Annotated in this window: 22 protein-coding genes, 1 pseudogene and 1 riboswitch; of the genes and pseudogenes, 13 read left to right on the forward strand and 10 right to left on the reverse strand. The window is 71.6% G+C overall.

The features are described 5' to 3' along the window. Positions 1 to 6 precede the first annotated feature (6 nt). On the reverse strand, positions 7 to 1,257 hold the full coding sequence (locus tag J8M51_RS41235; protein WP_267299968.1) for an FAD-dependent oxidoreductase: 1,251 nt from the start codon (positions 1,255 to 1,257) through the stop codon (positions 7 to 9). Positions 1,258 to 1,451: 194 nt separating this feature from the next. On the opposite strand from J8M51_RS41235, the gene J8M51_RS41240 reads away from it, so the two are divergent. Beyond that, positions 1,452 to 2,120, forward strand: a complete 669-nt coding sequence (locus J8M51_RS41240) for a pentapeptide repeat-containing protein (protein ID WP_267299969.1) — start codon at positions 1,452 to 1,454, stop codon at positions 2,118 to 2,120. A gap of 203 nt (positions 2,121 to 2,323) precedes the next feature. Here J8M51_RS41240 and J8M51_RS41245 read toward each other — a convergent pair whose 3' ends face one another. Next, positions 2,324 to 2,824 (reverse strand): hypothetical protein, encoded by a 501-nt coding sequence (locus J8M51_RS41245; protein ID WP_086764708.1) that lies wholly within the window; start codon positions 2,822 to 2,824, stop codon positions 2,324 to 2,326. Between the two features lie 7 nt (positions 2,825 to 2,831). On the opposite strand from J8M51_RS41245, the gene J8M51_RS41250 reads away from it, so the two are divergent. Next, complete coding sequence (locus tag J8M51_RS41250) at positions 2,832 to 4,316, forward strand: M1 family metallopeptidase (RefSeq protein ID WP_086764705.1); 1,485 nt, start codon at positions 2,832 to 2,834, stop codon at positions 4,314 to 4,316. Positions 4,317 to 4,354: 38 nt separating this feature from the next. Here J8M51_RS41250 and J8M51_RS41255 read toward each other — a convergent pair. After that, positions 4,355 to 5,389, reverse strand: a pseudogene (locus J8M51_RS41255) (GNAT family N-acetyltransferase); the annotation flags it as partial. 51 nt (positions 5,390 to 5,440) lie between these two features. Between J8M51_RS41255 and J8M51_RS41260 the strand changes: the two are divergent. Beyond that, positions 5,441 to 6,139, forward strand: coding sequence for a hypothetical protein (locus J8M51_RS41260; protein ID WP_216870236.1), 699 nt, complete (start codon positions 5,441 to 5,443; stop codon positions 6,137 to 6,139). Positions 6,140 to 6,217: 78 nt separating this feature from the next. Here the strand turns inward: J8M51_RS41260 and J8M51_RS41265 are convergent, their stop codons facing one another. Continuing rightward, on the reverse strand, positions 6,218 to 6,793 hold the full coding sequence (locus J8M51_RS41265; protein ID WP_086762889.1) for a TerD family protein: 576 nt from the start codon (positions 6,791 to 6,793) through the stop codon (positions 6,218 to 6,220). A 207-nt stretch (positions 6,794 to 7,000) separates the two neighbouring features. Between J8M51_RS41265 and arfB the strand changes: the two genes are divergently transcribed. Further along, entirely contained in the window at positions 7,001 to 7,429 is a 429-nt protein-coding gene (gene arfB, locus J8M51_RS41270; protein ID WP_086762891.1) for an alternative ribosome rescue aminoacyl-tRNA hydrolase ArfB, read from the forward strand. Between the two features lie 175 nt (positions 7,430 to 7,604). On the opposite strand, the gene J8M51_RS41275 is transcribed toward arfB, so the two are convergent. Beyond that, the gene (locus tag J8M51_RS41275) at positions 7,605 to 8,117 is read right to left on the reverse strand and encodes a flavin reductase family protein (RefSeq protein WP_086762893.1); all 513 of its coding nucleotides are present in this window, start codon (positions 8,115 to 8,117) and stop codon (positions 7,605 to 7,607) included. Between the two features lie 743 nt (positions 8,118 to 8,860). Between J8M51_RS41275 and cdgB the strand changes: the two genes are divergently transcribed. Next, entirely contained in the window at positions 8,861 to 10,612 is a 1,752-nt protein-coding gene (cdgB, locus tag J8M51_RS41280; RefSeq protein WP_086762895.1) for a diguanylate cyclase CdgB, read from the forward strand. Positions 10,613 to 10,825: 213 nt separating this feature from the next. Continuing rightward, on the forward strand, positions 10,826 to 11,815 hold the full coding sequence (locus tag J8M51_RS41285) for a CBM35 domain-containing protein (protein WP_267299970.1): 990 nt from the start codon (positions 10,826 to 10,828) through the stop codon (positions 11,813 to 11,815). Between the two features lie 26 nt (positions 11,816 to 11,841). Here the strand turns inward: J8M51_RS41285 and J8M51_RS41290 are convergent, their stop codons facing one another. The 3 genes from J8M51_RS41290 to J8M51_RS41300 all read right to left on the reverse strand — a co-directional run bounded on the left by J8M51_RS41290 (position 11,842) and on the right by J8M51_RS41300 (position 15,107). Continuing rightward, positions 11,842 to 12,768, reverse strand: a complete 927-nt coding sequence (locus tag J8M51_RS41290; protein WP_267299971.1) for a 1-phosphofructokinase — start codon at positions 12,766 to 12,768, stop codon at positions 11,842 to 11,844. 126 nt (positions 12,769 to 12,894) lie between these two features. Beyond that, entirely contained in the window at positions 12,895 to 14,133 is a 1,239-nt protein-coding gene (gene nagA / locus J8M51_RS41295) for an N-acetylglucosamine-6-phosphate deacetylase (protein ID WP_179203316.1), read from the reverse strand. Continuing rightward, positions 14,133 to 15,107 carry an ROK family protein gene (locus J8M51_RS41300; RefSeq protein ID WP_086760287.1) on the reverse strand — a complete coding sequence of 325 codons (975 nt, stop codon included), beginning with the start codon at positions 15,105 to 15,107 and terminating at the stop codon, positions 14,133 to 14,135. The genes nagA and J8M51_RS41300 overlap by 1 nt, the downstream gene beginning before the upstream one ends. Positions 15,108 to 15,340: 233 nt before the next feature. Here J8M51_RS41300 and J8M51_RS41305 point away from each other — a divergent pair, with 233 nt between their 5' ends. From J8M51_RS41305 to otsB, 3 genes are all read left to right on the forward strand, one after another. Then, on the forward strand, positions 15,341 to 16,558 hold the full coding sequence (locus J8M51_RS41305; protein ID WP_086760289.1) for an ABC transporter substrate-binding protein: 1,218 nt from the start codon (positions 15,341 to 15,343) through the stop codon (positions 16,556 to 16,558). Positions 16,559 to 16,731: 173 nt separating this feature from the next. Beyond that, a complete protein-coding gene (locus J8M51_RS41310; RefSeq protein ID WP_216590689.1) occupies positions 16,732 to 16,959 on the forward strand; it encodes a DUF3263 domain-containing protein in 228 nt (75 codons plus the stop codon). 39 nt (positions 16,960 to 16,998) lie between these two features. Further along, on the forward strand, positions 16,999 to 17,865 hold the full coding sequence (gene otsB / locus J8M51_RS41315; protein WP_267299972.1) for a trehalose-phosphatase: 867 nt from the start codon (positions 16,999 to 17,001) through the stop codon (positions 17,863 to 17,865). Between the two features lie 23 nt (positions 17,866 to 17,888). Here the strand turns inward: otsB and J8M51_RS41320 are convergent, their stop codons facing one another. Beyond that, positions 17,889 to 19,295 carry an alpha,alpha-trehalose-phosphate synthase (UDP-forming) gene (locus J8M51_RS41320; RefSeq protein WP_216590691.1) on the reverse strand — a complete coding sequence of 469 codons (1,407 nt, stop codon included), beginning with the start codon at positions 19,293 to 19,295 and terminating at the stop codon, positions 17,889 to 17,891. A gap of 263 nt (positions 19,296 to 19,558) precedes the next feature. Further along, positions 19,559 to 20,503 carry a glucosyl-3-phosphoglycerate synthase gene (locus J8M51_RS41325; RefSeq protein ID WP_086761666.1) on the reverse strand — a complete coding sequence of 315 codons (945 nt, stop codon included), beginning with the start codon at positions 20,501 to 20,503 and terminating at the stop codon, positions 19,559 to 19,561. Between the two features lie 131 nt (positions 20,504 to 20,634). Beyond that, positions 20,635 to 20,781: riboswitch (SAM riboswitch) on the forward strand. Between the two features lie 17 nt (positions 20,782 to 20,798). On the opposite strand from J8M51_RS41325, the gene thrC reads away from it, so the two are divergent. The 4 genes from thrC to groL all read left to right on the forward strand — a co-directional run bounded on the left by thrC (position 20,799) and on the right by groL (position 25,080). Further along, a complete protein-coding gene (gene thrC / locus J8M51_RS41330; RefSeq protein WP_086761665.1) occupies positions 20,799 to 22,112 on the forward strand; it encodes a threonine synthase in 1,314 nt (437 codons plus the stop codon). Positions 22,113 to 22,159: 47 nt separating this feature from the next. Continuing rightward, on the forward strand, positions 22,160 to 22,435 hold the full coding sequence (locus tag J8M51_RS41335) for a MoaD/ThiS family protein (RefSeq protein WP_059080349.1): 276 nt from the start codon (positions 22,160 to 22,162) through the stop codon (positions 22,433 to 22,435). A 462-nt stretch (positions 22,436 to 22,897) separates the two neighbouring features. After that, positions 22,898 to 23,104 carry a cold-shock protein gene (locus J8M51_RS41340; protein WP_005486335.1) on the forward strand — a complete coding sequence of 69 codons (207 nt, stop codon included), beginning with the start codon at positions 22,898 to 22,900 and terminating at the stop codon, positions 23,102 to 23,104. Between the two features lie 353 nt (positions 23,105 to 23,457). Continuing rightward, a complete protein-coding gene (gene groL, locus J8M51_RS41345) occupies positions 23,458 to 25,080 on the forward strand; it encodes a chaperonin GroEL (protein ID WP_216590692.1) in 1,623 nt (540 codons plus the stop codon). Positions 25,081 to 25,203: the final 123 nt, after the last annotated feature.

A 25,203-nucleotide genomic window follows, 5' to 3' on the forward strand; every position in this document is an offset into this window, starting at 1 on the left:
CCGACCTCAAGCATGCTTGAGGTCAAGCGTGTTCCCCGACCTCCTGCCCAGCGCCAGCGAGACGGCCGTGAGGGCGCTGTTGAACGACACCTCCGAGAGCACCCCGGGCGCCGCGACCCGGTCGCCCGCCAGGTACACGTCGTCGCCCCGGTCCACGGCCGGGCGGTCGCGCCAGCTGGTGCCGGGGAGGTCGACCGCGCCCGTACGGCCGTTCGCGGTCGCCTCGCGCCGCCAGGTGACCCGGTCCCGCCAGCCGGGGAAGCCCAGGTCGAGGATGTGCTCGGCGCGGGCGACACCGTCCGCCCGGGACTGGTGCGGACCGATCGGGAACTGCCCCTGGAGCAGCTGCTCGCCCGCCGGGGCCAGGCTCCGGTCCTGCGCGGTGAACCGTTCGAGCCAGCCGGGCGCGTCCAGGTCGGAGACCGCGAACGCGTCACCGCGGCGGGTGCGCAGGGCGAGATCGAGCAGCGCCGTACGGCCGCTCGGCCAGGTCAGCGAGTCGTCCCCGAGCAGCCGGCGGGCGGCGTCGAGGGAGGTGGCGACGATGATCGGGCCGGTGTCCCTGGCGGTGGCCGCGCCGGTGCCGGTGAGGGCGTCGAGGGAGTCGACGCGGCTGAGGGTCTCCATCCGGACGCCGAGGTTCCAGGCGCGGGCCGCCATCCGGTCGATGACGCATCCCCAGCCGCCGCGCGGGTAGTGCGCCTCCGGGGGCAGCTTGGTGGCCCGGCGCAGCCGTTCCTGCACGAACGCGGCGGACAAGGAGCCCGGGTCGTGGTGGAACACCGCCACCGCCGCGTAGTTGGCGGCGGCGCGCGCGGCCTCCTCGCCCGCCTGTCCGGCGGCCCAGGTGAGGAAGTCGACGTCCACGGGCGCGTGCCCGCCCGTACGGCCACGGCGCGGGCGGAGCAGCCTGAGCATCGCGAACGGCGGGGTGCGGCGCAGCGCGCCCCGGTGGTGCAGGCGCAACCGGGCGGCCTCCAGGGGCGGGAGGGGCGCGAGCGGGCCGATCAGGTCCCGCTGGGCGAGCCAGGTCCAGTGCGGGCCGCCGCTGTACAGGGCGTGCGGTCCCTCGTTCGTCCGGTACGGGCCCTCCGCGGTCCGGGCCCGGCCGCCGAGGGTGTGGTGCGCCTCGTACACGGTGACCCGCGCGCCCGCCTCGGCGGCGGTGATCGCCGCGGTCAGCCCGGCGAAACCGCCGCCGACGACGGTGAGGGGGATGGGGGCGGCGGTGCGGTGCGTGGCTGGAGCGCGGTGCATGGCTGGGGCTCCCTCGGTCGGTGCCGGGCCGTCCTTGCGGCCGTGTTTGCGGCCGTGCTCGCGGCTGTCGTGGGTACGACGGGCCGGGGGCGCCGGAATGTGACATGGGGCCCGTGGTGGTTCGTGGGGTGGGAGCCCGGGGTGCGTTCGCGCAGGTCGGGCGGATTGTCAGTGGCCGGGTGCAGGATGGGGGCATGGTGCGGGCGAGGTCGGTGGTGAAGGCGGCGCGGCGGCCGGAGGTGCGGTTGCCGGTGCTGGAGGCGTACGCGGGCGGGGAGCTGGAGCCCGACGGGGACTACGACGGGCTGGAGTTCCGGGAGGAGGACTTCGTCGGGCAGGACGGCGGGGGCGCGCGGTTCATGGACTGCGCGCTGACCGGGTGCGCGCTGGACGAGACACGGCTGCACCGGGCCCGGGTGCTCGATTGCGTCCTCACCGGGATACGGGGCGTCGGTACGGATCTGGCCGAGGCGACCTTGCGCGATGTGGAGCTGGTGGACGCGCGGCTCGGCGGGGTGCGGGCGCACGGGGCCGTGTGGGAACGGGTGCTCGTGCGCGGAGGCAAGATCGACTACCTCAACCTGCGGGGGGCCCGGCTCAAGGACGTGGTCTTCGAGGACTGTGTACTGGTCGAGCCGGATTTCGGGGGTGCGCGGCTGGAGCGGGTCGAGTTCGTGGGGTGTGCGCTGCGGGGGGTCGACCTGACGGGGGTGACCTTGGTGGATGTGGATCTGCGGAGGGCCGCGGTGGTGGAGGTCGCCCGGGGGGTGGAGCGGCTGTCGGGGGCCGTGATCAGTGCGGCTCAGCTGATGGATCTGGCGCCGGTGCTGGCGGGGGCGATGGGGATTCGGGTGGAGGGGTGATGGGCGCCTGGTAGCTCGGGGGTTCGGGTGCGTTTGCGGGTGCCGGTCCGGTGGGGGCTGGTCGCGCGGTTCCCCGCGCCCCTGAAAAGCCGGGGCTGCGCCCCGTGCTTTTCGTCCCTGAAAGGGCCGCAGGCCTCTTTCAGGGGCGCGGGGACTGCGCGAGAAGCCCCACGCACCCGCGGACGACACACGCGGCCCAAAACTCACCGCACCCGGGGAAACCGCGCCTGCAGCGTCCAGATCGCCGGGTTCTCGGCCAGCGCGTCGTGCAGGTCGCACAGGTCGGCGATCACGTCCTGGAGGAAGTCGCGGGCCTCGCGGCGGAGTTCGGCGTGGGGAAAGGTGAGCGGGGCCTCCTCCGCCGGCATCCAGTCCGCCTCGATGTCCACCCATCCGAAGCGGCGCTCGAAGAGCATGCGGTCCGTGGACTCGGTGAAGTCGAGTTCCGCGTGCTGGGGCCGGGAGGCGCGGGACCCCGCCGGGTCCTGGTCGATCCGCTCCACGATGTCGCACAGCGCCCACGCGAAGTCCAGCACCGGCACCCATCCCCAGGCTGTGGACAGCTCCCGGTCCGCCTTGGTGTCGGCGAGGTACACATCACCGCAGAACAGGTCGTGCCGCAGCGCGTACACGTCGGCCCGGCGGTAGTCCGTCTGCGGCGGGTCCGGGAAGCGGTTGGAGAGGGCGTAGCCGATGTCGAGCACGTAGGCGATGGTGTCATGTCCTCATAGGATCGCCGACGTGTCCCGATCCGCACGGGCCGTACCGGCCGCCCTCCTCACCGTCGCGCTGGCCCTCACGCTCACGTCGTGCACCGACGGCGGCGGCGAGGCCGGGAGGACCAAGGGCTCCGCCGGTCTCCGCGACCCGTACTTCCCCCGCCTCGGCAACGGCGGGTACGACGTCACCCACTACGCCCTCACCCTCGGCCATGACCCCGGCGCGCACACCCCCGTGCGGGCCACCGCCGTCGTCACCGCGCGGGCGACCCGGGACCTCGGCTCCTTCAACCTCGACTTCCGGGGCATGCGCGTCGACTCGGTCGCCGTCGACGGCGTCGCGGCGCGCTGGAAGCGGGCCGGACAGGAGCTGACCGTCACGCCCGAACAGGGGCTCGACGACGGCGAGATGTTCCGGACGACCGTGCGCTACTCGGGCACCCCCGTGACGATCACCGACCCGGACGGCTCCCGGGAGGGCTGGCTGCCGACCGCCGACGGTGTCCTCGCGCTCGGCGAACCCACGGGCTCGATGGCCTGGTTCCCCGGCAACCACCACCCCTCCGACAAGGCGGCGTACGACATCACGGTCACCGTCCCCGAGGGCCTGCGAGTGGTCTCCAACGGCGAGTTGAGGAGCGAGCACACCCGCGACGGCCGTACGACCTTCTCCTGGCACACCGCCGAACCCATGGCGAGCTATGCGGCCACGCTCGCGATCGGCGAGTTCGAGATCCGCCGCTCGACGGTCGGCGGCCGGGGGCGGCTTCCCGTGTACGTCGCGGTCGATCCCTCCCAGGCCGAGGAGAGCCGGGCCGTGCTGGGGCGCATCCCCGAGGTCGTCCGGTGGGCGGAGGGGCGCTTCGGTCCGTACCCCTTCTCCTCCACCGGCGCGATCGTCGACCGCCCGGAGGACGTCGCATACGCCCTGGAGACGCAGAACCGCCCCGTCTTCCCCGGTGCCCCCGGCCTCTCGCTGCTCGTCCATGAACTGGCCCACCAGTGGTACGGCGACTCCGTCACCCCGAGGAGCTGGCGGGACATGTGGCTCAACGAGGGGTTCGCGACGTACGCCGAGTGGCTGTGGGAGGAGGACCACGGCGGTGACAGCGCCCAGGAGACCTTCGACGCGCTGTACGAGGGCGACTACTTCCCGGACGCCGCTTCGAACAAGGCCGTCTGGGACTTCCCGCCCGCGCGGCCTCCGAGCGCGGCGCGGATCTCCGACAGCCCGGTGTACGAACGCGGTGCGATGGTCCTGCACAAGGTCCGGGAGGCCGTCGGCGACGACACCTTCTTCGAGCTGATCCGGGGCTGGGCGACCGCACACCGCCACGGCAACGCGGACACGGCCGACTTCACGGCGTACGTGGAGAAGTTCGCGGCGGGGTCCGCGCGGAAGGCGGCCCGGGAGGCGGACCTGACGCCGGTCTGGGAGGACTGGCTGTACGGGAAGGGGAAGCCGCCGCGGCCGTGAGCGGAACCGCTCAGTCCCCGGCCCACGCAGCCCCCGGCCCGTTCCGCCCGCTCGAACTCCGCCAGCAGCCGGGGCAGTTCGGGCGGCCATACGGGCTCGGCCGTCGGGTCGGCGAGGTCCGCGGGGGTCCACCAGCGCCAGTCCAGGATGCCCTCCTGCGCGCGGGTGGTGGTGAGGAGGCCGCCGACCGGCTCGCGGCGGGGGCCACGGGCCACATAGATGTCGTCGTACTGGCGGACGTGCCCGTCGGCGCGGATGAAGTCGTGCTCCCAGGAACAGAGGAAGGCGCCCGGCCGCACATCCGTCCAGCCCGTCTCCTCGCGCAGCTCCCGCAGGGCACCCTCGCGGGGAGTCTCGCCGTCCTCCAGCCCACCGCCGGGCAGGGCCCAGTGCGGGCCCGCCTCGGCATCGCGGTACCGGAAGAGGAAGACGGCCCCCTCCGGGTCGAGCACGGCGACCCGCGCGGCCCGGCGCTTCCTGCGCAGCGGCTTGCGCAACACCGTGCAGGGGCGGCCCAGTTGGCGGTCCCGGCGACGCTCGACGACCTCGTAGCCGAGGGAGGCCCAGAACGCCAGGGCGCCGGGGTTGTTGTCGAGCGCCGCCAGCCGTACGGCGATGCGTCCGGCCCGCCGGAACCGCTCCTCCACGAGGGCCGCCAACTCCCGCCCGTACCCCCGTCGCTGGGCCCCGGCGTCGACGAGCAGCAGCCCGATCCACGGGTCGGGGTCGGCCGGATCGGGGTGGCGCGCGAGAGTGATGGCGATCCCGACGAGCCGCCCGGCGCCCGGGCCGTCCCCGCCTTCCCCGCGCGGCCCGCTCTCCCCGCCTGCCTCGCCCTTCCCTCCCTCACCGCTCTCCGTGCCCTCCCTCGCGAGCAGGACCTCCACGTCCGGGGTGGCCAGCTCGACCGACAGGGCCGCGGCGACCTGTTCGGGACGGATGTCGTTCGCGTCCGGGAAGTCACCGCTCAGGGTGTAGAAGTCGCGGTTCGAGGCGTGCAGGGCGGTGAGTTCGGCGAGAAGGGGCCCGGGAACGGTTCCGTCCGCGGCCGTACGGAGAGGTTCGAGCTGCAGCATGCCCGCACGTTATCGATCAGCGGGCCGTACAGTTCCTGGTTCCTCCGGATGCGTGAGAGGGGTCGGGGCGGGGTGGAACAGCGGGTACGGGTGCACAGGGCGCGGCTGGGCGGTGACGAGTTCCGGGTGATCCGGCCCGCCCCGTCGGCGGCACGGCTGGCGCTGCGCGACGACCACTACTGGCTGTCGATGTACGCCGACCGGGCCGGCGCGGAGCAGCTCGTCGCGCTGTGGGCGCTCGCCGCCCGGTCCGCCCGGTCGCTGGTCCATCTGCCGCTGCGGGCCGGGCCCGCTCCCGACGGCGTCGGCGGCGGCGACACCGAACCCGTCGCGCTGGACCTGGTCCTGGTCCACCACAGCCTGCGGTTCCGGACCGCCTCGTGGAAGGAGCTGCGGTCCCGGCTCGACGCCGGCCGGCTCCAGACGGCGACGGCGACACCGGAGCGGGACTTCCCGGACGAGGACGCCCTCGACCACCAGCGGCGCGCGTACCCCTCGTACCGGGACCATCTCGCCTTCGACATCGCCGCGCACACGCTCTTCGTCGTGGGGAGCCCCACCGCGTTCCGCGAGCACGGCACCTCCCTGCGCGACCTCGTCGACGAGGCCCCCTCCTTCGCGCACCGCCACCCGGACTCCGGGCACTGCTGCGTCGAACTCGGTCCCGGGCCGTGGTTCCAGCGGCGCACCCGGCGGCATGTCCCCGCCTCGCTGCACATCCAGTACTGCGCCGACTGGCGCGTATGACGGCCGAAGGCCCCGCCGTACGTCGGCGGGGCCTTCGGTGGTGCGGTCCGGGGCGCGGGCCCCGGTCGCCGTCCGGACTCAGACGCTGACGCCGAAGTCCTGGGCGATGCCGACGAGGCCCGAGGCGTAGCCCTGGCCGACCGCGCGGAACTTCCACTCGGCGCCGTTGCGGTACAGCTCGCCGAAGACCATGGCGGTCTCGGTGGCGGCGTCCTCGGAGAGGTCGTAGCGGGCGATCTCGGCGCCGCCGGCCTGGTTGACGATGCGGATGTAGGCGTTGCGGACCTGGCCGAAGTTCTGCGAGCGGTTCTCCGCGTCGTAGATGGAGACCGGGAAGACGATCTTGTCGACGTCGGCGGGGAGGCCCGCGAGGTTGACGTTGATCGCCTCGTCGTCGCCCGCGCCCTCGCCCGTGCGGTTGTCGCCCGTGTGGACGATCGTCTGGTCCGGGGTCTGCTTGTTGTTGAAGAAGACGAAGTGGCCGTCCGAGTAGACCTTGCCCTGCGGGTTGACCGCGATCGCCGAGGCGTCGAGGTCGAAGTCCGTGCCGGTGGTGGTGCGGACGTCCCAGCCGAGGCCCACGGTGACGGCGGTCAGGCCCGGAGCCTCCTTGGTGAGCGAGACGTTGCCACCCTTGGACAGGCTTACAGCCATGGTTGGGAGTCCTTCCCTCGTTGCGTGCGGGCACTTGCGTGCCTCTACGGGCTTCGTACCGGGGACGAAGCTACCTGTACCCCTATGAACGTAGGGAGGGGCGCCAGAGGTTCCAGCGCTTTTTACTTTCTTTACTCGGGCTCCCTCGCGCCCCCTCGCGCCGAAAAACGCGTGACGTGGACCGGACATCCGGGTGACGATGGGGGCATGTCCGGTCCTCACGTCATCCGTGGCTCCGTCTCGCTTCCCGAGGCCGAGCTGATGTGGCGTTTCTCCCGGTCCTCCGGTCCCGGCGGACAGCACGTCAACACCAGTGACTCCCAGGTCGAGCTGCGGTTCGACCTCGCGAACACCGAGGCGCTGCCCGAGGTGTGGAAGGCGCGGGCGCTGGAGCGGCTCGCGGGGCGGCTCGTGGACGGGGTCGTGACGGTGCGGGCCTCCGAGCACCGGTCGCAGTGGCGCAACCGCGAGACCGCGGCGGTGCGGCTGGCCGCGCTGCTGGCGGAGGCGACGGCGCCGCCGCCGAAGCCGCGGCGGGCGACGCGGATTCCCCGGGGGATCAACGAGCGGCGGCTGCGGGAGAAGAAGCAGCGGTCCGACACGAAGCGGGGGAGGTCGGGGCGGGACTGGGGGTGAGCCTCGGTGCGTCCGGGTGAGTAGCGCCCCCGCCGCCCCTGCCCGTCCCATCCACGTCCCGTCCTCCAGGGGCTGCGCCCCTTCGCCCCCCGTGGTCACTCCCGAGGGGCGGAGTTTCGGCCGCGCGTCTGTGGGGGTTCTCGCGCAGTTCCCCGCGCCCCTTACGGGGCGCGCCTTACGGGGCCAACTGCCGGTAGCGGCCCCGGAAGTAGGTCAGCGGGGATCCGTCCGTGCCCGGGGACGTCGATGTCAGGACCCGGCCGATGACCAGGGTGTGGTCGCCCGCGGTGACGCGTTGCTCGGTGCGGCATTCGAGGGTGGCCAGGGCGCCGGTGATCAGGAGGGCGCCGCTGGCTTCGCCGCGCGTGTGGGGGAGGTCGGCGAAGAGGAGACGGTCGCTCACGCGGTTCTTCATGGCGAAGCGGGACGCCACCGTGCGCTGCTGTTCGCCGAGCACCGAGACGGCCCACAGGGGCTGCTCGGCGAGCAGGTCGTCCATGCGGGAGCCCTCGCGGAGGCCGACCATGACGAGGGGCGGGTCGAGGGACACGGACATGAAGGACGTCGCGGTCATACCGACGTCCTCGCCGCGCGGCCCCTCCGGATCCAGCGCCGCCTCGTGCGCGGTCACCAGGACCACACCGGCCGCCAGCCGGGCCATCGCGGCACGGAACTCGTCTTCACTCACCCCCTCAGCATGCCCGCCGGGGAGGGGGAGGGAGACGGCCGGGGTCTCCTCCGCGGCCTCCGCCGGATTTGCGAGAGGGACGGGAGCGAGAGAGGGGGAGGGAACGGTCACCCCCGCACGCTAGGCCTCGGCGCCGGGACACCGCATCGGCCCCTGGCCCGACCCTCCACCAGGACCTACGACCTAGGGCCCTTCTGATGGATCTCCGCGGCGTCGCGACGCCCGGCACGCACTCCCCCACTGCCTCAAGGGCGTGGGGGGACCCCCAGCCGCACGGCGCGAAGGGCCAGGTGGCTCCGCCACAAGACCCTCCACGCCGCACGCCGAGCGCACGCACCGAACGCCGCTCCTTCTCCCACGGAGATCCACCAGAAGGGCCCTAGGGCCACGCGGCCGGCACCCGACACTGTCGGGCACTCGCTCAAGCCCGCTCAACCCTGCTCACAGTGCCTACACAGAGTTCTGAATTCTGTTCAGGAAGCGCACGAGGGAAACGCATAAACTCCACTCAATTGCTCATCTTCTGTTGTGACTTGAGTCACAGGAGCCATATTTTGTTGACCCTGTGTACCGAGTGGGCTTCGCGCTGTGATTCAGTGGCGGGGAAGCTGGAACCTGTAAGCGGGAACTGTAAGCGGTAGTAAGCCCGCGAGTTAAGCGAGTCGAGAGAGTCGAGCAGGTTACGCAGGTTACCTGGAGCCTGGAGCTGCCACAGCTGCCATGAGATCTCGGGGGGAGGGCCAATGGAGACCGAGTCGGAGCCCTACGTCCGTCTGGGGACGCTGAAGCAGCTGCACCAGGTCATGGCCGACATGAACACCGCGCGCAGCCTGGCCGACACGTTGCAGACCGTCGCCGACGGTGTGGTCAACGGCCTGGGCTACGAACTGGCCTGTGTGAACCTCGTCCGCCCCGACGGCGACCTGGTCGTCGCCGCCCTCGCGGGGAACAGCGCCGCCGAGGCCCTCATCTCCGGCCGCGTCGGCTCCCGCGCCTCCTGGGACCGCCGGCTGAGCATGGGCGAGGCCTGGGGCGACCTGCGGTTCATACCCCACACCGAGGGCTGGGTGCTCGACGAGGACGACGTCCCCCAGTGGTACACCGACGGCCCCGCGCCCCGCTTCGAGGACGAGTGGCACCCCTCCGACCGGCTCTTCGCGCCGATGTACACCCCGGGCGCCGGCGGCACCTCCTGCGGTGAGCTGCTCGGCGTCGTCTCGGTGGACCGGCCGCGAAACGGTCGGCGACCCGGCGCGTGGGGACGCGAGGCGCTCACGATGTACGCCTTCCAGGCCGCGATCGCGATCAGCAACGCTCGGCTGCGCGCCAACATGCAGCGTGCACTGGTCAGGCTCGAAAGGGAGCAGCAGGCGCTGCGCGCCAGCGAGGAATCCTTCCGGCAGGCCTTCGAGTACGCCCCCTCCGGCATGGCCATCGCCGAGATGGGCGGCGACCAGCACGGCCGGATCCTGCGCACCAACGACGCGCTGTGCCGGCTGCTCGGCCGCCCCGCCTCCGCGATGCGCCGCTACGCCTTCTCCGATCTCGTCCACCCCGAGGACATAGGCACCCTGCTGCGCACCTCCGCCGAGGGCGGGCGCGCCGAGCTGCGGCTCGGGCGGCGCGACGGGACGTACGTCTGGGTGTCGCTGCGCAACAGCGTGGTCGCGGACGCCGCCGACGGGCCCCGCTTCCTGCTCACCCACGTCGAGGACATCGAGGAGCGCAAGCGGCGCGAACTGCAGCTCGCGCACCGCGCCTCGCACGACGCCCTCACCGGGCTGCCGAACTCCGCGGAGCTGCGCTCGCGTCTGTCGGCCCGGCTCTGCCAGCGCCCCCACTCCCTCCCGGCCGCGGGGGCGGCCGACTCCATGCATGTGGCCGACTCCATGAACGCGGCCTTCGGGCAGTTCGGGGAGCACGGGGAGTTCGGCGGCGCCGAGCCGCCGCCGCGGCTGCCGCACCCGTCGTTCGACGAGTACGAGGCCGCGGGGCACGGCGGGCACGCCTTCGACTTCCACGCGGCGGGCGGGCCGTTCGACGCCTTCGACCACCATGTGCACACCGTCGCGCCGGAGGACGAGCGGGACGACGGGACCAAGGGGCTCGCGGTGCTCTTCTGCGACCTCGACGGGTTCAAGTCGATCAACGACCGGTTCGGGCACAACGCGGGCGACGCCGTCCTCATCGAGGTGGCCCGCCGGCTCAGCCGGGGCGTGCGCGACGGCGACACGGTGGCCCGGCTCGGCGGTGACGAGTTCGTCGTCCTCGCCGACGGCCTCGGCCGCGCGGACGCCCAGGACCTCGCCGTACGCCTGCGCAACGAGATCATCCAGCCGATCCGGGTCGACGGTCGCGCGATGCGCGTCGGGGCCAGTTTCGGCATCGGATGGGCGCACTGCGGAATGACGGCGGACGAGGTGTTGAAATCAGCTGACGAGCGGATGTACGTCGAGAAACGATCTCGTCCCAGGCAGCACCGACGGGCCGGATGACGCCCGGAGTGACGCCTGCTACATGCCGGGAAAAGCCCAGGTCAGCGACGTATCTTGGCGGGATTTCACCTGGTGGACGGTGGCCCGGCCCGGCGATGAGGTCCGAGTCACCCGTTTGGGGCACGGCGAGCGGGTAGGCTCGCTCTTCTACACCCCCGTGCAACAACCCGCCACCCGTACGTGTAAGTACCGCACCGCTGAGGAGACCTAGGGATGACGCCCGGCAACAACGGCGCGAGCACGCCCGAGGACGACGACCCGTTCGGCTACCTCTACGAGGACGGGCAGGCCCGAGGAGCCCAGCCGCCCAGCGGGAGCTACGGCTACCCCAACGCGGTCAACCGGGTCCGGCCGGTCGGCGAACGCCAGTACGGGCAGCAGACCCAGCAGGCTCCGCAGGCAGCCACCGCGCAGTACGGGCAGGTCCCGCAGCAGGGGTACGGCCAGCCGCAGGGCGCCCCCGGTCAGCCGAACGCGCACTACCAGGCCCCCGAGAGCTTCGGCGGCGGCGGTGCGCCGACGACCCGTCAGCAGGGCTACGGCAACGGCCACGGCGGGGGCGGCGGCCGCGGCCGGGGCCCCAACACCAAGGGCCTCCTCATCGGCGCGATCGCCGTGGTCGCCGCCGTGGTGATCGGCATCGGCGTCGCCATGCTCGGCGGCGACGACTCCGACAGCGCCTCCGGCGACGACACCGGTTCCTCCACGGCCCCCTCCGCCCAGGAGAGCACCGACCCCAGCCCGACCGCCGAAAAGTCCAAGGACCCGAAATCCACCGAACTCCCCAAGGCAGAGGCGAAGACCCTCCTGCTCGGCGGCTCGGCGGTCACCGCGTCCGACATCGCGGGCGCCAAGTCGGACGGCGGCTTCTACGTCACCAACTTCAACTCGGTCGGTTCGTCCATCACCTGGAAGATGGAGGACGTCCCGGCGGGCGGCAAGTACACGCTGTACGTCATCTACGGCGTCCCGGGCAAGAAGGCCGACGCCACCCTCTCGATCAACGGCACGGCCCAGACACGCCCGCTCAACCTGGACAACTTCGCGAAGGCGCCCGAGGGCGACTACGAGAAGGGCTGGACGAACACCTACGCGTCCATCCAGCTCAACAAGGGCAGCAACGAGGTCAAGATCTCGTGCGAGGACGGCAACTCCTGCGACGTCAACTTCGACCAGCTGTACCTGGAGAAGGGCTGGAAGTGAGGCCCGCCCTCACCCGCTGAGCCCGCTCACGCCGCCGTGACCTCCCCCGTCACCCTCACCTGCCCCACCAACTCCTCGTACGCCTGGCGGTCGAACTCGCCCGCCACCGGGGTGAGTACCGTCGCCGCTGACAGGGCCACGGCTCGGGCGAGGCGGGCGGGCCAGGGGAGGTGGTCGGCCAGGGATGACAGGAGGCCGGCCACCGCTGAGTCGCCCGCGCCGGTGGGGTTGCCGTGGAAGCGGCGGGGTGGGGTGGCGCGCCACTGGCCCTCGGGGGTGTGGGCGAGGAGGCCGTCCGGGCCGAGGGAGGCGACGACCGCCCGTGCGCCGCGGCGGCGGGCGTCCTGGGTCGCGCGGGACGGCTCGTGGGAGCCGGTGAGTTCGGCCAGTTCGTCGGCGTTCGGTTTCACGAGGTCGGGCCGGGCGGCCACCCCGCGCCGCAGTGGTTCACCGCTGGTGTCCAGCAGGACGGGGACGGAGAGTGTGCGGGCGGTGCGGATCAGGGTCGCGTACGCGCCCACCGGCACCCCCGGCGGCAGGCTGCCGCACAGGGCCACCACCGAGGCGGAGCGCAGCAGTTCGGCGTACGCCTCCTGGAACGCCGACCACTCGGCGGGGGTGATGAGCGGGCCGGGTTCGTTGAGCTGAGTCGTGTCACCGCTCGCGTCGGCCACGGCGACCGTCCGCCGTGTGGTGCCCCGTACCGGCATCAGCGCGTCCACCACACCCGGTGTGTGCGTGAGCCGGTCCTGCACGGCGCGGCCCGTCGCGCCGCCGGTGAAGCCGGTGACCGTCACCTCGTGGCCGAGCGCCGCGAGCACCCGGGCCACGTTCAGGCCCTTGCCGCCGGGCCGTTCGATCACCTCGGTCACCCGGTGCGTGGCGTGCGGTCGCAACTCGCGTACGCGATAGGTGATGTCGAGAGCGGTGTTCAGCGTGACCGTGAGGATCACCTGCGCCTACCCCCTTGAGTCTCGGCTGCGCGGAGGCTCGATCATGCCAAACGAGCGGCGGTCGGCCCAGACCCCCGGGACCGACCGCCGCACTTCGGGTGCATGGCAACAAAGAGACCGATCAGGTCAGTTGGGACCGCCGAAGGGGTCGACCACCCACTCGCCCTTGCGCAGCACACCCTTGAGGTCGAAGTCCGCGTCGAGGAGGACGAGGTCGGCGTCCTTGCCGGGCTCCAGGGAGCCGACGCGGTCGTGGAGGCCGAGGAGCCTGGCCGGGTTGGCGGAGAGCGCGGCGACGGCGTCCTCGACGGGGATGCGGTCGACGGTGACGGCGCGCTTGAGGGCGCGGTCCTGGGTCAGGGTCGAGCCCGCGATCGAGCCGCCCTCCACCAGCCGGGCCACCCCGTCCACGACCTCCACCGCCAGCGGGCCGAGCGCGTAGAGGCCGTCGCCGAAGCCGGCCGCGTCCATGGCGTCGGTGATGAACGCGACCCGGGCGGCGCCCGCGTGACGGAACGCCAGCTGGAGGGAGGCGGGGTGGAGATGGGTTCCGTCGTTGATCAGCTCGACGGTGATCCGCTCGTCCTCCAGCAACGCCGCGATCGGGCCGGGCTCACGGTGGCCCAGCGGCGGCATCGCGTTGAAGAGATGGGTCGCCACGGTCGCGCCCGCGTCGATGGCCCGCACCGTCTGCTCGTACGTCGCGTCCGTGTGCCCGATCGCCGCGATGACGCCGTGCTCGGCGAGGAGGCGTACGGAGTCGAGGCCGCCCGGGAGTTCGGTCGCGAGGGTGACCATGCTCGCCCGGCCGCGCGCCGCGTCGATCAGTTTGCGGACCTCCGCCGGGTCGGGGTCGCGGAGCAGCTCCTCCGCATGCGCGCCCTTGCGGCAGGGGGAGATGAACGGGCCCTCGAAGTGGATGCCCGCGATGTCGCCCTGCTCGGCGAGTTCGGAGAGGAGGCCCGCGCGCCGGGCGAGGCCGTCCATGTCGCCGGTGACGGTGGAGGCGACGAGGGTGGTGGTGCCGTGGAGGCGGTGGGTGCGGATGCCGTGGAGCACGTCGTCCACGGTGCCGGAGGTGAAGGAGGCTCCGCCGCCGCCGTGGTTGTGGAGGTCGACGAATCCGGGGAGCGCCCAGTAGCCGCCGATGTCGATGGTGGGGGCGTTCTCGGGAGCGGCGGCGGCGATCCTGTCGCCGGCGATGACGAGACGGCCGTTCTTCACCGTGCCGGTGGGAAGGACGACGTTGGCGCCGTCCAGGACGTACGGCTGCGACGCGTTCGGCGGCTGAGAGTGCGTGGGGGCTGGTCGCGCGGTTCCCCGCGCCCCTTCCAGGGCGCCGGTGTCGGACAGTGCGGGGGGCATCAGTTGGCTACCTCCGAAGGGGCCTGCGTGGGGGTGAGGAGGTCCCAGGCCATGAGGCCCGCGCCCCGGCAGCCCGCGGTGTCTCCGAGGGCGGCCGGGACGATGGTGGGGACCTTCTGGAAGGTGACCCGGTGTGCGACGGCGGCGCGCAGGGGGGTGAACAGGGTTTCACCGGCCTCCGCCAGGCCGCCGCCGAGGATGAGCGTGCGGGGGTCGAGGAGCGTGAGGGCGGTGACCAGGCCGTCGGCGAGGGCGTCGACGGCGTCCTGCCAGACGCTCCGCGCCCGCGGGTCGCCCGATTCGACGGCCTTGGCGCAGTCCGCCGCGTCGGCCTCCGGGTCGCCGGAGGCCTCCGCCCAGGCCTGGCTGACGGCCGCCGCGGAGGCGAACCGCTCCAGACAGCCGTGCTGCCCGCACGGACACGGGGTGCCCCCGGGCCGTACGACGATATGGCCGATCTCGCCCGCGAAGCCGTGGGCGCCCGCCTCCACCCGGCCGTCGACGCCGATCGCGCCGGCGATCCCGGTGCCGAGCGCCACGAAGAGAAAGCGGTCCGCGCCCTGGCCCGCGCCCACGCGCCCCTCCGCGAGCCCCCCGGTGCGCACATCGTGGCCGAGGGCGACCGGGACCCCGGCCAGACGCTCGGTGAGGAGCGCGCGCAGCGGGACGTCGCGCCAGCCGAGGTTGGCGGCGTAGACGGCGATGCCCCGGCCGGAGTCGACGATGCCGGGCACGGCGACCCCGGCGGCGACCGCGGGCTCGCCGAGGTGCCGCTCGCCGTACGCGCGCAGCTCGGCGGCGAAGTCGAGGATCGACGCGACGACGGCGTCCGGCCCGCGCTCGCGGCCGGTCGCCCGGCGCGCCTGGTGCAGCAGCTCGCCTTCGGCCCCGACCAGTGCGGCCTTCATCCCGGTGCCGCCCACATCGAGGGCGATGACATGTCTCACGGGGAACAGTGTGGCCCTTCGACCCATGAGAGGTCTAGTCCACTTACATGGTCTAGACCTTATGGTGTAGAGCTTATGGAGGGTTCGAGAAGTTGATCGAACAACTACCTCGCGCCTGGGTCCGGTGATCCAGGCTGTTGTGCGCGGGGCCGGTACGACAGGTTGGGGCAGTACGAGTGGGACAGCGGCAGCGGCGGACGAAGACCGGCGTCGGCAACGGCGGAACGGCGGCACTGGCCGCCCTGTCCGCGCTGGGACTGATGGCGACGCTTGCGGGCTGCGGCGCCTCGGAGGCGAAGGGCCCCGGCGTCACCCTCAAACTGGTCGCCGCCGACTACGGAGACTCCCGGGCGAACAGCTCCCGGAAGTACTGGGACGCGGTCGTGAAGGCCTACGAGAAGAAGACCCCGGGTGTCGATGTCGACGTCACCGTCTACTCCTGGAACGACGTCGACCGCAAGATCAAGGAGATGGTCGCCGCCGGTGACGCGCCCGACATCGCGCAGGCCGGCACCTACGCCGACTACGCCTCGGCCGACCGGCTCTACGAGGTCGACGACCTGCTCTCCATCCCGGTCCAGGCCGGGTTCCTGCCCCGGCTCGCCGACGCCGGCAAGGTACGGCGGGTCGCGTACGGGATGCCGTTCGCGGCGTCCACGCGCGTCCTCTTCTACAACAAGAAGCTCTTCGCCGAGGCGGGCGTCGACGGCGCCCCGCGCAGCTGGAGCGAGCTGGCGGCCGACGCCGAGGCCCTCGGCGAGGCCGGTGTCGAGACCCCGTACGCGCTGCCGCTCGGGCCCGAGGAGGCCCAGGCCGAGACCATGCAGTGGCTGCTCAGCGGCGGCGCGGGCTACACCGACGACGTCGGCACCTACCGGATCGACTCCGACGAGAACGTACGGACCTTCACCTGGCTGAAGGACAAGCTCGTCGACAAGGGCCTCACCGGGCCCACGGCCCCCGCCGAGCTGAACCGCGCCGAGGCGTTCTCGGCGTTCGCGCGCGGCGAGGTCGGCATGCTCAACGGGCACCCCAGCCTGATGCGTCTCGCGGCCGACCAGGGGGTGGAGTACGGGACTGTCGCGATGCCCGGGTACGACGGGCGGGAGCACGCGACGATGGGGGTGGCCGACTGGATGATGGCCTTCAAGCAGAACGGCCACGGGGAGGAGATCGGGGACTTCCTCGACTTCGTCTACAGCGACGCGAACGTCCTCGACTTCTCCCGTGAGTACGACCTGCTGCCGGTCACCGCGTCCGCGTCGGAGGAGATGGCGGCGTCCGCGGGCGACGCGGGGCTCGCGCCGTTCCTCGACGCGTTGCCCGACGCGACGCTGTATCCCGTCGGGAAGACGTCCTGGGCGGATGTCAGCGCGGCGGTCAAGGAGCAGATCGGGCGGGCGGTGCGGCCCGGGGTGAAGCCGGGGGTTGTGCTGGGGCAGTTGCAGCAGACGGCGGCGGTGGCGGATCGGGGCTGAGGGCGCGTCAGGGGGCGGGGGTGCCTGTGGTGTGGCGGGTGCGGCCCGGTGGGGCTTCTCGCGCAGTTCCCCGCGCCCCTAAAAGACCAGGCCCCTGCGGGCCTGAAAAGCAGGGGCTGCGCCCCGTGCTTCTCCCGCCGCCGAATGTCACACCCCTCCGTTACCGTCGTCGCATGGACGATCTGGCCCCCCGTGAACAAGCCATCCTCGCCGTGGAGCGGCAGGGGTGGCCGGGGCCCGGGGCCAAGGAGCGGGCCATCCGGGAGCGGCTGGGGATCGCGCCCGTGCGGTACTACCAGCTGCTGAACGCCCTGCTGGACGACCCCCGCGCACTCGCCCACGACCCGGTCACCGTCAACCGGCTGAGACGCGTACGGGACGCCCGCCGGGACGAGCGATGACGAGGCGCGGGCGCGGCGGGGGCGGATAGGGTCGCGGACATGGGCAGCCACAAGGACGCACAGACCCCCGGGGCCACCTTGCCGACACCGGTGACCCCGGCAGGACGGGACGCGCTGGACGCGATCCTCGCCCGCCCCGGCCGTTCGGTGATCGCACTCGACTTCGACGGCACCCTCGCCCCGATCGTCCCCGACCCCGAGCAGGCCCGCGCCCACCCCGAGGCTCTCGCCGCCCTCGCCGCCCTCGCCCCGAAGGTCGCCTCCGTCGCCGTGGTGACCGGCCGCCCCGCCTCCGTCGCCGTCCGCCACGGCGGCTTCGCCGGTGTCCCCGGTCTGGAGCGCCTGGTCGTCCTCGGCCACTACGGCGCCGAACGCTGGGACGCGGTCACCGGCGAGGTCACCGCCCCCGCCCCGCACCCCGGCGTCGCGGCGGTCCGCGCGGAGCTGCCCGGCGTCCTGGACGGTGTCGGCGTCGGCACCGGGCAGGGCACCTGGATCGAGGAGAAGGGCCGGGCGCTCGCCGTCCACACCCGCCGCGCCACCGACCCCCAGGCCGCCTTCGACGCCCTGCGCGCGCCCCTCACCGACCTCGCCGCCCGCCACGGCCTCATCGTCGAACCCGGCCGTCTCGTCCTCGAACTCCGGCCCCCGGGCATGGACAAGGGCGTGGCCCTCCGCGAGTACCTCACCGAGACCACCGCCGAATCCGTCCTCTACGCCGGCGACGACCTCGGCGACCTCCCCGCCTTCGCCACCGTCGAGAAACTCCGCACCGAGGGAACCCCGGGCCTGCTGGTCTGCAGCGGCAGCACGGAGGTGAGCGAGCTGTCGGAGCGGGCGGACGTGGTGGTGGACGGCCCGGAGGGCGTGGTCCGCCTGCTGGCGGCGATCGCCGGGCACGTGTGAGGAGAGGGCGCCCCCCTCACCCGTCAGCCCTCCAGCGCCCTCAGCTGATCCAGGAACCACTGGGTCGGCGGCAGCGCGGTCGCCGCAGCGGCGAGCCGCTTCGTCCGCTCCGCCCGCTCGGCCGTCGGCAGGGACAACGCCTCGTGGAGCGCCGCCGCCGTCCCCACCACGTCGTACGGGTTCACCACCACCGAGTCGTCCGCCAGCTCCTCGTACGCCCCGGCCTCCCGCGAGAGGACCAGCGCGCACCCCTCGTCGGAGACGACGGGCATCTCCTTGGCGACGAGGTTCATACCGTCGCGGATGGGGTTGACGAGGGCGACGTCCGCGAGGCGGTACGCCGCCAGGGAGCGGGCGAAGTCGTCCTTCAGATGGAGCAGGACCGGGGTCCACCCCGGTGTCCCGTAGCGGGAGTTGATGTCGTCCGCGACGCGCTGGACCTCGGTCATGTAGTCCCGGTACACCGCGAGGTCCTGCCGCGACGGGTACGCGAGCGCCACGTGCACGACGCGTTCGCGCCAGGAGGGGTGGTCGTCGAGGAGCTGACGGTAGGCGTGCAGTCCGCGCACGATGTTCTTCGACAGTTCCGTGCGGTCGACGCGGACGATCGTGCGGCGCGGGGTGCCGTCCGGGGCCGTACCGATCTGCTCGCGCAGCGCGGCCATGCGGTCGCCGACGTCCGGCCGGTGGGCGCGGGTCCGCAGGAAGTCCGCGTCGGCGCCCAGACCGTGCACGCCGATCCGGGTGCCGGACGGGGCGTCGGGGCCGAGGACGGCGCGGGCGCACTCGGTGAACGCGTCCGCCCACCGCCGGGTGAGGAACGCGGCCCGGTCGGCGCCGAGGATGCCGTCGAGCACCCGCGCGGCGATGTCGTCGGGGAGCATCCGGAAGTAGTCGACGGGCGCCCACGGGGTGTGCGAGAAGTGGCCGATCCGCAGGTCGGGGCGGAGGTCGCGGAGCATCCGCGGGACCAGGGTCAGATGGTAGTCCTGGACGAGGACGGCCGCGCCGTCCGCCGCCTCCTGGGCGAGGGCCTCGGCGAAGGCGCGGTTGTACGTCTCGTACGACGCCCACTGCCGCCGGAACTCCGCGTCGAAGGCGGGCTCCAGCGGGGTCTGGTAGAGCATGTGGTGCACGAACCAGAGCGTGGAGTTGGCGACGCCGTTGTACGCGTCGTGGTGCACGTCGGCGGGGATGTCCAGCATCCGTACGCCCGGCTCGGCGACGCCGCGTCGTACGGCCTCGCGGTCGCCGTCGCCGAGTGCCGAGCACACCCAGACCGCGCCCGACTCCGGGTCGATCGCGGAGAGGCCGGAGACGAGGCCGCCGCCGCCGCGTTTCGCCGTGAGGGCGCCCGTGTCGTCCTGTGCGTAGGTGACGGGGCCGCGGTTGGAGGCGACGAGGATCTGTGCACCGCGTGTTGATGCCATACGGCTCACCCTAGCCAGGGGCTCCGCCGGTCAAACGTTTGATGCGGCCGTATACAGGAGCGCCTGATGGGGGTGGGGTGCCTGTTGAGTGGCGAGTGCGGCCCGGTGGGGGCTGGTCGCGCAGTTCCCCGCGCCCCTAAAAGACCAGGCCCCTGCGGGCCTGAAAAGCGTGGGGCGCAGCCCCTGCTTTTCAGGGGCGCGGGGAACTGCGCGAGAAGCCCCACCGGGCCGCGGCCGCCGACGAACCCGCACCCCCCACCCCCTCACGCCGCCCGGCGCTCCACGTACTCCTCGATCTGGGCCATGGGGGGCCTCTCCTCCAGGTCCACCGAGTACGTGCGCGGCTCGAACCCCTCCCGCCCGCGCTCGAACTGCGTCAGGACGGGACGGATCAGGTGGCCGCGGGCCAGCCGCAGCTGGGCGGTGCGGTAGATCGCCGCGGACATACGGCCCAGCGCCGCCCCGTCCTGGTGCCGGTGCTTGCGGACGCCGACGTCGACCTGGGAGAGCGCGTCGAGGCCGACGAGGTGGAGCGCGTCGACGAGCATGCCCAGCTCGATGCCGTAGCCGACGGGGAAGGGGAGCCGCTCCAGGAGGGAGCGCCGCGCCGCGTACTCGCCGCCGAGGGGCTGGACGAAGCCGGCCAGCTGCGGCCAGTGCATGTTGAGCAGGGGGCGGGCCATGAGCTCGGTCACCCGCCCGCCCTGGCCGGCGGCGGAGCCGAGGGGGCGGTCGTACATCGCCTTGACGAGGTCGACGCCGGGGTCGGTGAGCAGCGGTCCGACGATCCCGGAGACGAAGTCGGAGGAGAACTCCTTGAGGTCGGCGTCGATGAAGCAGACGATGTCGCCGGAGGTGACGAGCAGCGACCGCCACAGCACCTCGCCCTTGCCGGGCACGGCCGGCAGCCGGGGCAGGATCGCGTCGCGGTGCACGACCGTCGCCCCGGCGGCGGCCGCGACCTGGGAGGTCCGGTCGGTCGAGCCGGAGTCGACGACCACGATCTCGTCGACGAGCGGCACCTGCCGCATGAGGTCATGACGGATGATCGCGACGATGTCGCCGACCGTCTCCTCCTCGTTCAGCGCGGGCAGCACGACGCTGACCGTCTGTCCCGTGGCCCGTTTCGCGGCCATGATCTGGTGGAGCGGGCGGTCGGACATGGACCAGGAGCGGGTGCTCAGCCAGCGCTCGACTTCCTTCAGCACAGTGCGCGGCTCCTCTGCGTTCATCTCGCGGTTCGGACGGCTCTCTCAACTGTCCTGGCCTTCGGTTACAGTCTTGGACAACGCTGGTGACCATCGCATGTCGGTGTTCGTCGGCGTATACAACCAAATACCGCTCATCCAGAGGGGCAGAGGGATACGGCCCGATGAAGCCCCGGCAACCCTCCAGCCGGTCTGACCACGTTGTCGTGGTGAGGCTCCCGGCTCGGGAAGGTGCCAAATCCGTCTCACGGCGAAGTGCGTCGTGAGGAAGATGAGGAGAAAGGGCCTCCCCTCCATGGCTGCGCAGACTGCCGCAAACACCACCGAATCCACCGGTTCCCCCGTCTCCACCGGTTCCACGGTAGACCTCGGCCCCGCCGCCGCGCTGAGCTGTCGTGAGTGCGGGCACCGCGTCCCCCTCGGCCCGGTCTTCGCCTGCGAGGAGTGTTTCGGGCCGCTGGAGATCGCGTACGACTACTCCGCGTACGAGACGGAAGCGCTGCGGAAGACGATCGAGTCCGGCCCGGCGAACATCTGGCGGTACGCGCCCCTGCTGCCCGTCCCGGCGGACGTGGCGACCAAGCCGAACATCAACCCCGGCTGGACCCAGCTCGTGAAGGCCGACAACCTGGCCGCCGCGCTCGGTGTCGACACCGGCAAGCTCTTCGTCAAGGACGACTCCGGCAACCCGACGCACTCCTTCAAGGACCGTGTCGTCGCCCAGGCCCTGGAGGCGGCCCGCGCCTTCGGCTTCACCACCCTCTCCTGCTCCTCCACGGGCAACCTGGCCGGTGCCGTCGGCGCCGCCGCAGCCCGCGCCGGTTTCCGGTCCTGTGTGTTCATCCCGCACGACCTGGAGCAGGGCAAGGTCGTCATGGCCGCGGTCTACGGCGGCGAGCTGGTCGGCATCGAGGGCAACTACGACGATGTGAACCGCTTCTGCTCCGAGCTGATCGGCGACCCGGCCGGCGAGGGCTGGGGCTTCGTCAACGTCAACCTGCGGCCGTACTACGCGGAGGGCTCCAAGACCCTCGCGTACGAGATCTGCGAGCAGCTCGGCTGGCGGCTCCCCGACCAGCTGGTGGTGCCCATCGCCTCCGGGTCGCAGCTCACGAAGATCGACAAGGGGCTGCAGGAGCTGATCAGGCTCGGGCTCGTCGAGGACAAGCCGTACAAGATCTTCGGTGCGCAGGCCGAGGGGTGCTCGCCGGTGTCGGTGGCCTTCAAGGCGGGCCACGACGTCGTACGGCCGCAGAAGCCGAACACCATCGCCAAGTCGCTCGCGATCGGCAACCCGGCGGACGGGCCGTATGTGCTGGACATCGCGCGGCGGACCGGCGGTGCCGTGGAGGACGTGACGGACGAGCAGGTCGTCGAGGCGATCAAGCTGCTGGCGCGGACGGAGGGGATCTTCGCGGAGACCGCGGGTGGGGTGACCGTGGGGGTGACGAAGAAGCTGATCGAGGACGGGCTTCTCGACCCCACGCTGACGACCGTGGTGCTCAACACGGGCGACGGTCTGAAGACGCTGGACGCGGTGGCCGGTACCGGGCTGACCGCGACCATTCGGCCCAGCCTGGATTCGTTCCGTGAGGCCGGGCTCGCGTAAGAGTTCCCCGCGCCCCTGACAAGCACATCCTGACCGGAGGTCCCATCGTGAGCGTTTCCGTCCGTATCCCCACCATCCTTCGCACCTACACCGGCGGTCAGGCCGAGGTGAGTGCCGAGGGGGCCACCCTCGCCGAGGTCATCGCCGATCTGGAGAAGAACCACAACGGGATCGCCGCCCGGGTTCTGGACGATCAGGGCAAACTGCGGCGGTTCGTGAATGTGTACGTCAATGACGACGATGTCCGATTCGAGCAGGGGCTGGAGACGGCCACGCCGGACGGTGCCGGTGTGTCGATCATTCCCGCGGTCGCCGGTGGCTGACCGCCGGTCAGTACCGGCCGGTAGTAACCGTCGGTAATATTGATTACCGAGTGTTCATCGAATTGCCCCCTCCGTGAGAGAAGCGGAGGGGGCAATTCTCTATGGTTGAGCACTGTAGAGTTGGGGAACCCGGTCGGATCACCGTAGTGATTGCATGCCGGGCGCATATGTGATCGCGCCGCACGCCCTATATGAAGTAGCCAAAGTGTGCAGGCCATTTGCGCATTTCTTCCCTTTTGTGGGGCCCGACTTGCCCTGAATTCGGACGAATTGTTCGTACATTCCCGACCGGTCGTGTCCAGAATTCTCGTCCGATTGACCTGTTGCAGAGGGCAGTTGGACAGATACATTCGGCCGCGGTCGACGCGTTCCGGCGCACACCCCCAACCGTTGGGGGGTGAGGTCTGACCCGGATCCGCGAAGTGTGGATCTGTGCAAGGGCCAGTAATAGGGGAGTTAGGCATGGCTCAGGGCACCGTCAAGTGGTTCAACGCGGAGAAGGGGTACGGCTTCATCGCGGTCGACGGTGGTGCGGATGTATTCGTCCACTACAGCGCGATCCAGATGGACGGTTACCGCACCCTGGAAGAGGGCCAGCGGGTCGAGTTCGAGATCTCGCAGGGTCAGAAGGGGCCGCAGGCGGACATGGTCCGGCTCGCGGCCGGCTGAAGTAACGCGCCGGGTTCAACGCAGCGACGTTCTTCGTTCTTCATCGGAGGGCTCGCATCCCGTTTCGGGGTGCGAGCCCTCTCGTGTGCGCGGGCGGCGGCCGGGTGCGCGGGGGGTGGGCAGGGGTGGGCAGGGGCGTGTTCACCTGCGGATCATCGAGAGCCGCTTGCACTCGACCATGCCGAGTGCTAATCATTGGCGTTAGCACTCTGAAGGTGAGAGTGACAACGAGGATCGGGTCGGTGAGGCCCGCAGGCCGGGTGGGGCAAGGAACCACGAGGCATGCGAGCCGTCCGTCGCGGGCGCCAGCGCGGTCCGGAGCAATCCACCCCAGTCCGGGAGGACCACTTCACATGGCCAAGATCATCGCGTTCGACGAGGAGGCGCGGCGCGGCCTCGAGCGCGGCATGAACCAGCTCGCGGACGCCGTCAAGGTGACGCTCGGCCCCAAGGGCCGCAACGTCGTCCTCGAGAAGAAGTGGGGCGCCCCCACGATCACCAACGATGGTGTCTCCATCGCCAAGGAGATCGAGCTCGAGGACCCGTACGAGAAGATCGGCGCCGAGCTGGTCAAGGAAGTCGCCAAGAAGACGGACGACGTCGCGGGCGACGGCACGACCACGGCGACCGTTCTCGCCCAGGCCCTGGTCAAGGAAGGCCTGCGCAACGTCGCCGCCGGCGCCAACCCGATGGCCCTGAAGCGCGGCATCGAGAAGGCCGTCGAGGCCGTCTCCGGTGCGCTGCTCGACCAGGCCAAGGAGGTCGAGACCAAGGAGCAGATCGCCTCCACGGCCTCCATCTCCGCCGCCGACACCCAGATCGGCGAGCTGATCGCCGAGGCGATGGACAAGGTCGGCAAGGAAGGCGTCATCACCGTCGAGGAGTCGCAGACCTTCGGTCTGGAGCTTGAGCTCACCGAGGGCATGCGCTTCGACAAGGGCTACATCTCGGCGTACTTCGCGACCGACATGGAGCGCATGGAGGCGGTGCTGGAGGACCCCTACATCCTCATCGCCAACTCCAAGGTCACCAACGTCAAGGACCTGCTCCCGCTCCTGGAGAAGGTCATGCAGGGCGGCAAGCCGCTGCTGATCATCGCCGAGGACGTCGAGGGCGAGGCCCTGTCGACTCTGGTCGTCAACAAGATCCGTGGCACCTTCAAGTCCGTCGCCGTCAAGGCCCCGGGCTTCGGTGACCGCCGCAAGGCCATGCTCGGCGACATCGCCATCCTCACGGGCGGCGAGGTCATCTCCGAGGAGGTCGGCCTCAAGCTGGAGAACGCGACCCTGGACCTCCTGGGCCGCGCTCGCAAGGTCGTCATCACCAAGGACGAGACGACGATCGTCGACGGCGCCGGTGACACCGACCAGGTCCAGGGCCGGGTCAACCAGATCCGTGCCGAGATCGAGAACAGCGACTCGGACTACGACCGCGAGAAGCTCCAGGAGCGCCTGGCGAAGCTCGCGGGCGGCGTGGCCGTCATCAAGGCCGGTGCCGCGACCGAGGTCGAGCTCAAGGAGCGCAAGCACCGCATCGAGGACGCCGTTCGCAACGCGAAGGCGGCCGTCGAGGAGGGCATCGTCGCCGGTGGTGGCGTGGCCCTGCTGCAGGCCTCCTCGGTCTTCGAGAAGCTGGAGCTGGAGGGTGACGAGGCGACCGGCGCCAACGCCGTGAAGCTCGCGCTGGAGGCCCCGCTCAAGCAGATCGCCGTCAACGGCGGCCTTGAGGGCGGCGTCGTCGTGGAGAAGGTCCGCAACCTCGCGGTCGGCCACGGCCTCAACGCCGCGACCGGTGAGTACGTCGACATGATCGCCTCCGGCATCATCGACCCGGCGAAGGTCACGCGTTCCGCCCTGCAGAACGCCGCCTCCATCGCCGCGCTCTTCCTCACCACCGAGGCCGTCATCGCCGACAAGCCGGAGAAGTCCGCCGCGCCCGCCGGTGGCGGTATGCCGGGCGGTGACATGGACTTCTGATCGCCCCCGGCCCGTGAGGGCCCGGTCGATCATCGTCCTTCAGTACCGAGGGCGGCACTCCCTGGACGCAGGGGGTGCCGCCCTCGGGCGTGTCCGGGGTCACAGTGCGCGGGGGTGCGGGGC

It is taken from the genome of Streptomyces griseiscabiei (assembly GCF_020010925.1).
GTDB lineage: Bacteria > Actinomycetota > Actinomycetes > Streptomycetales > Streptomycetaceae > Streptomyces > Streptomyces griseiscabiei.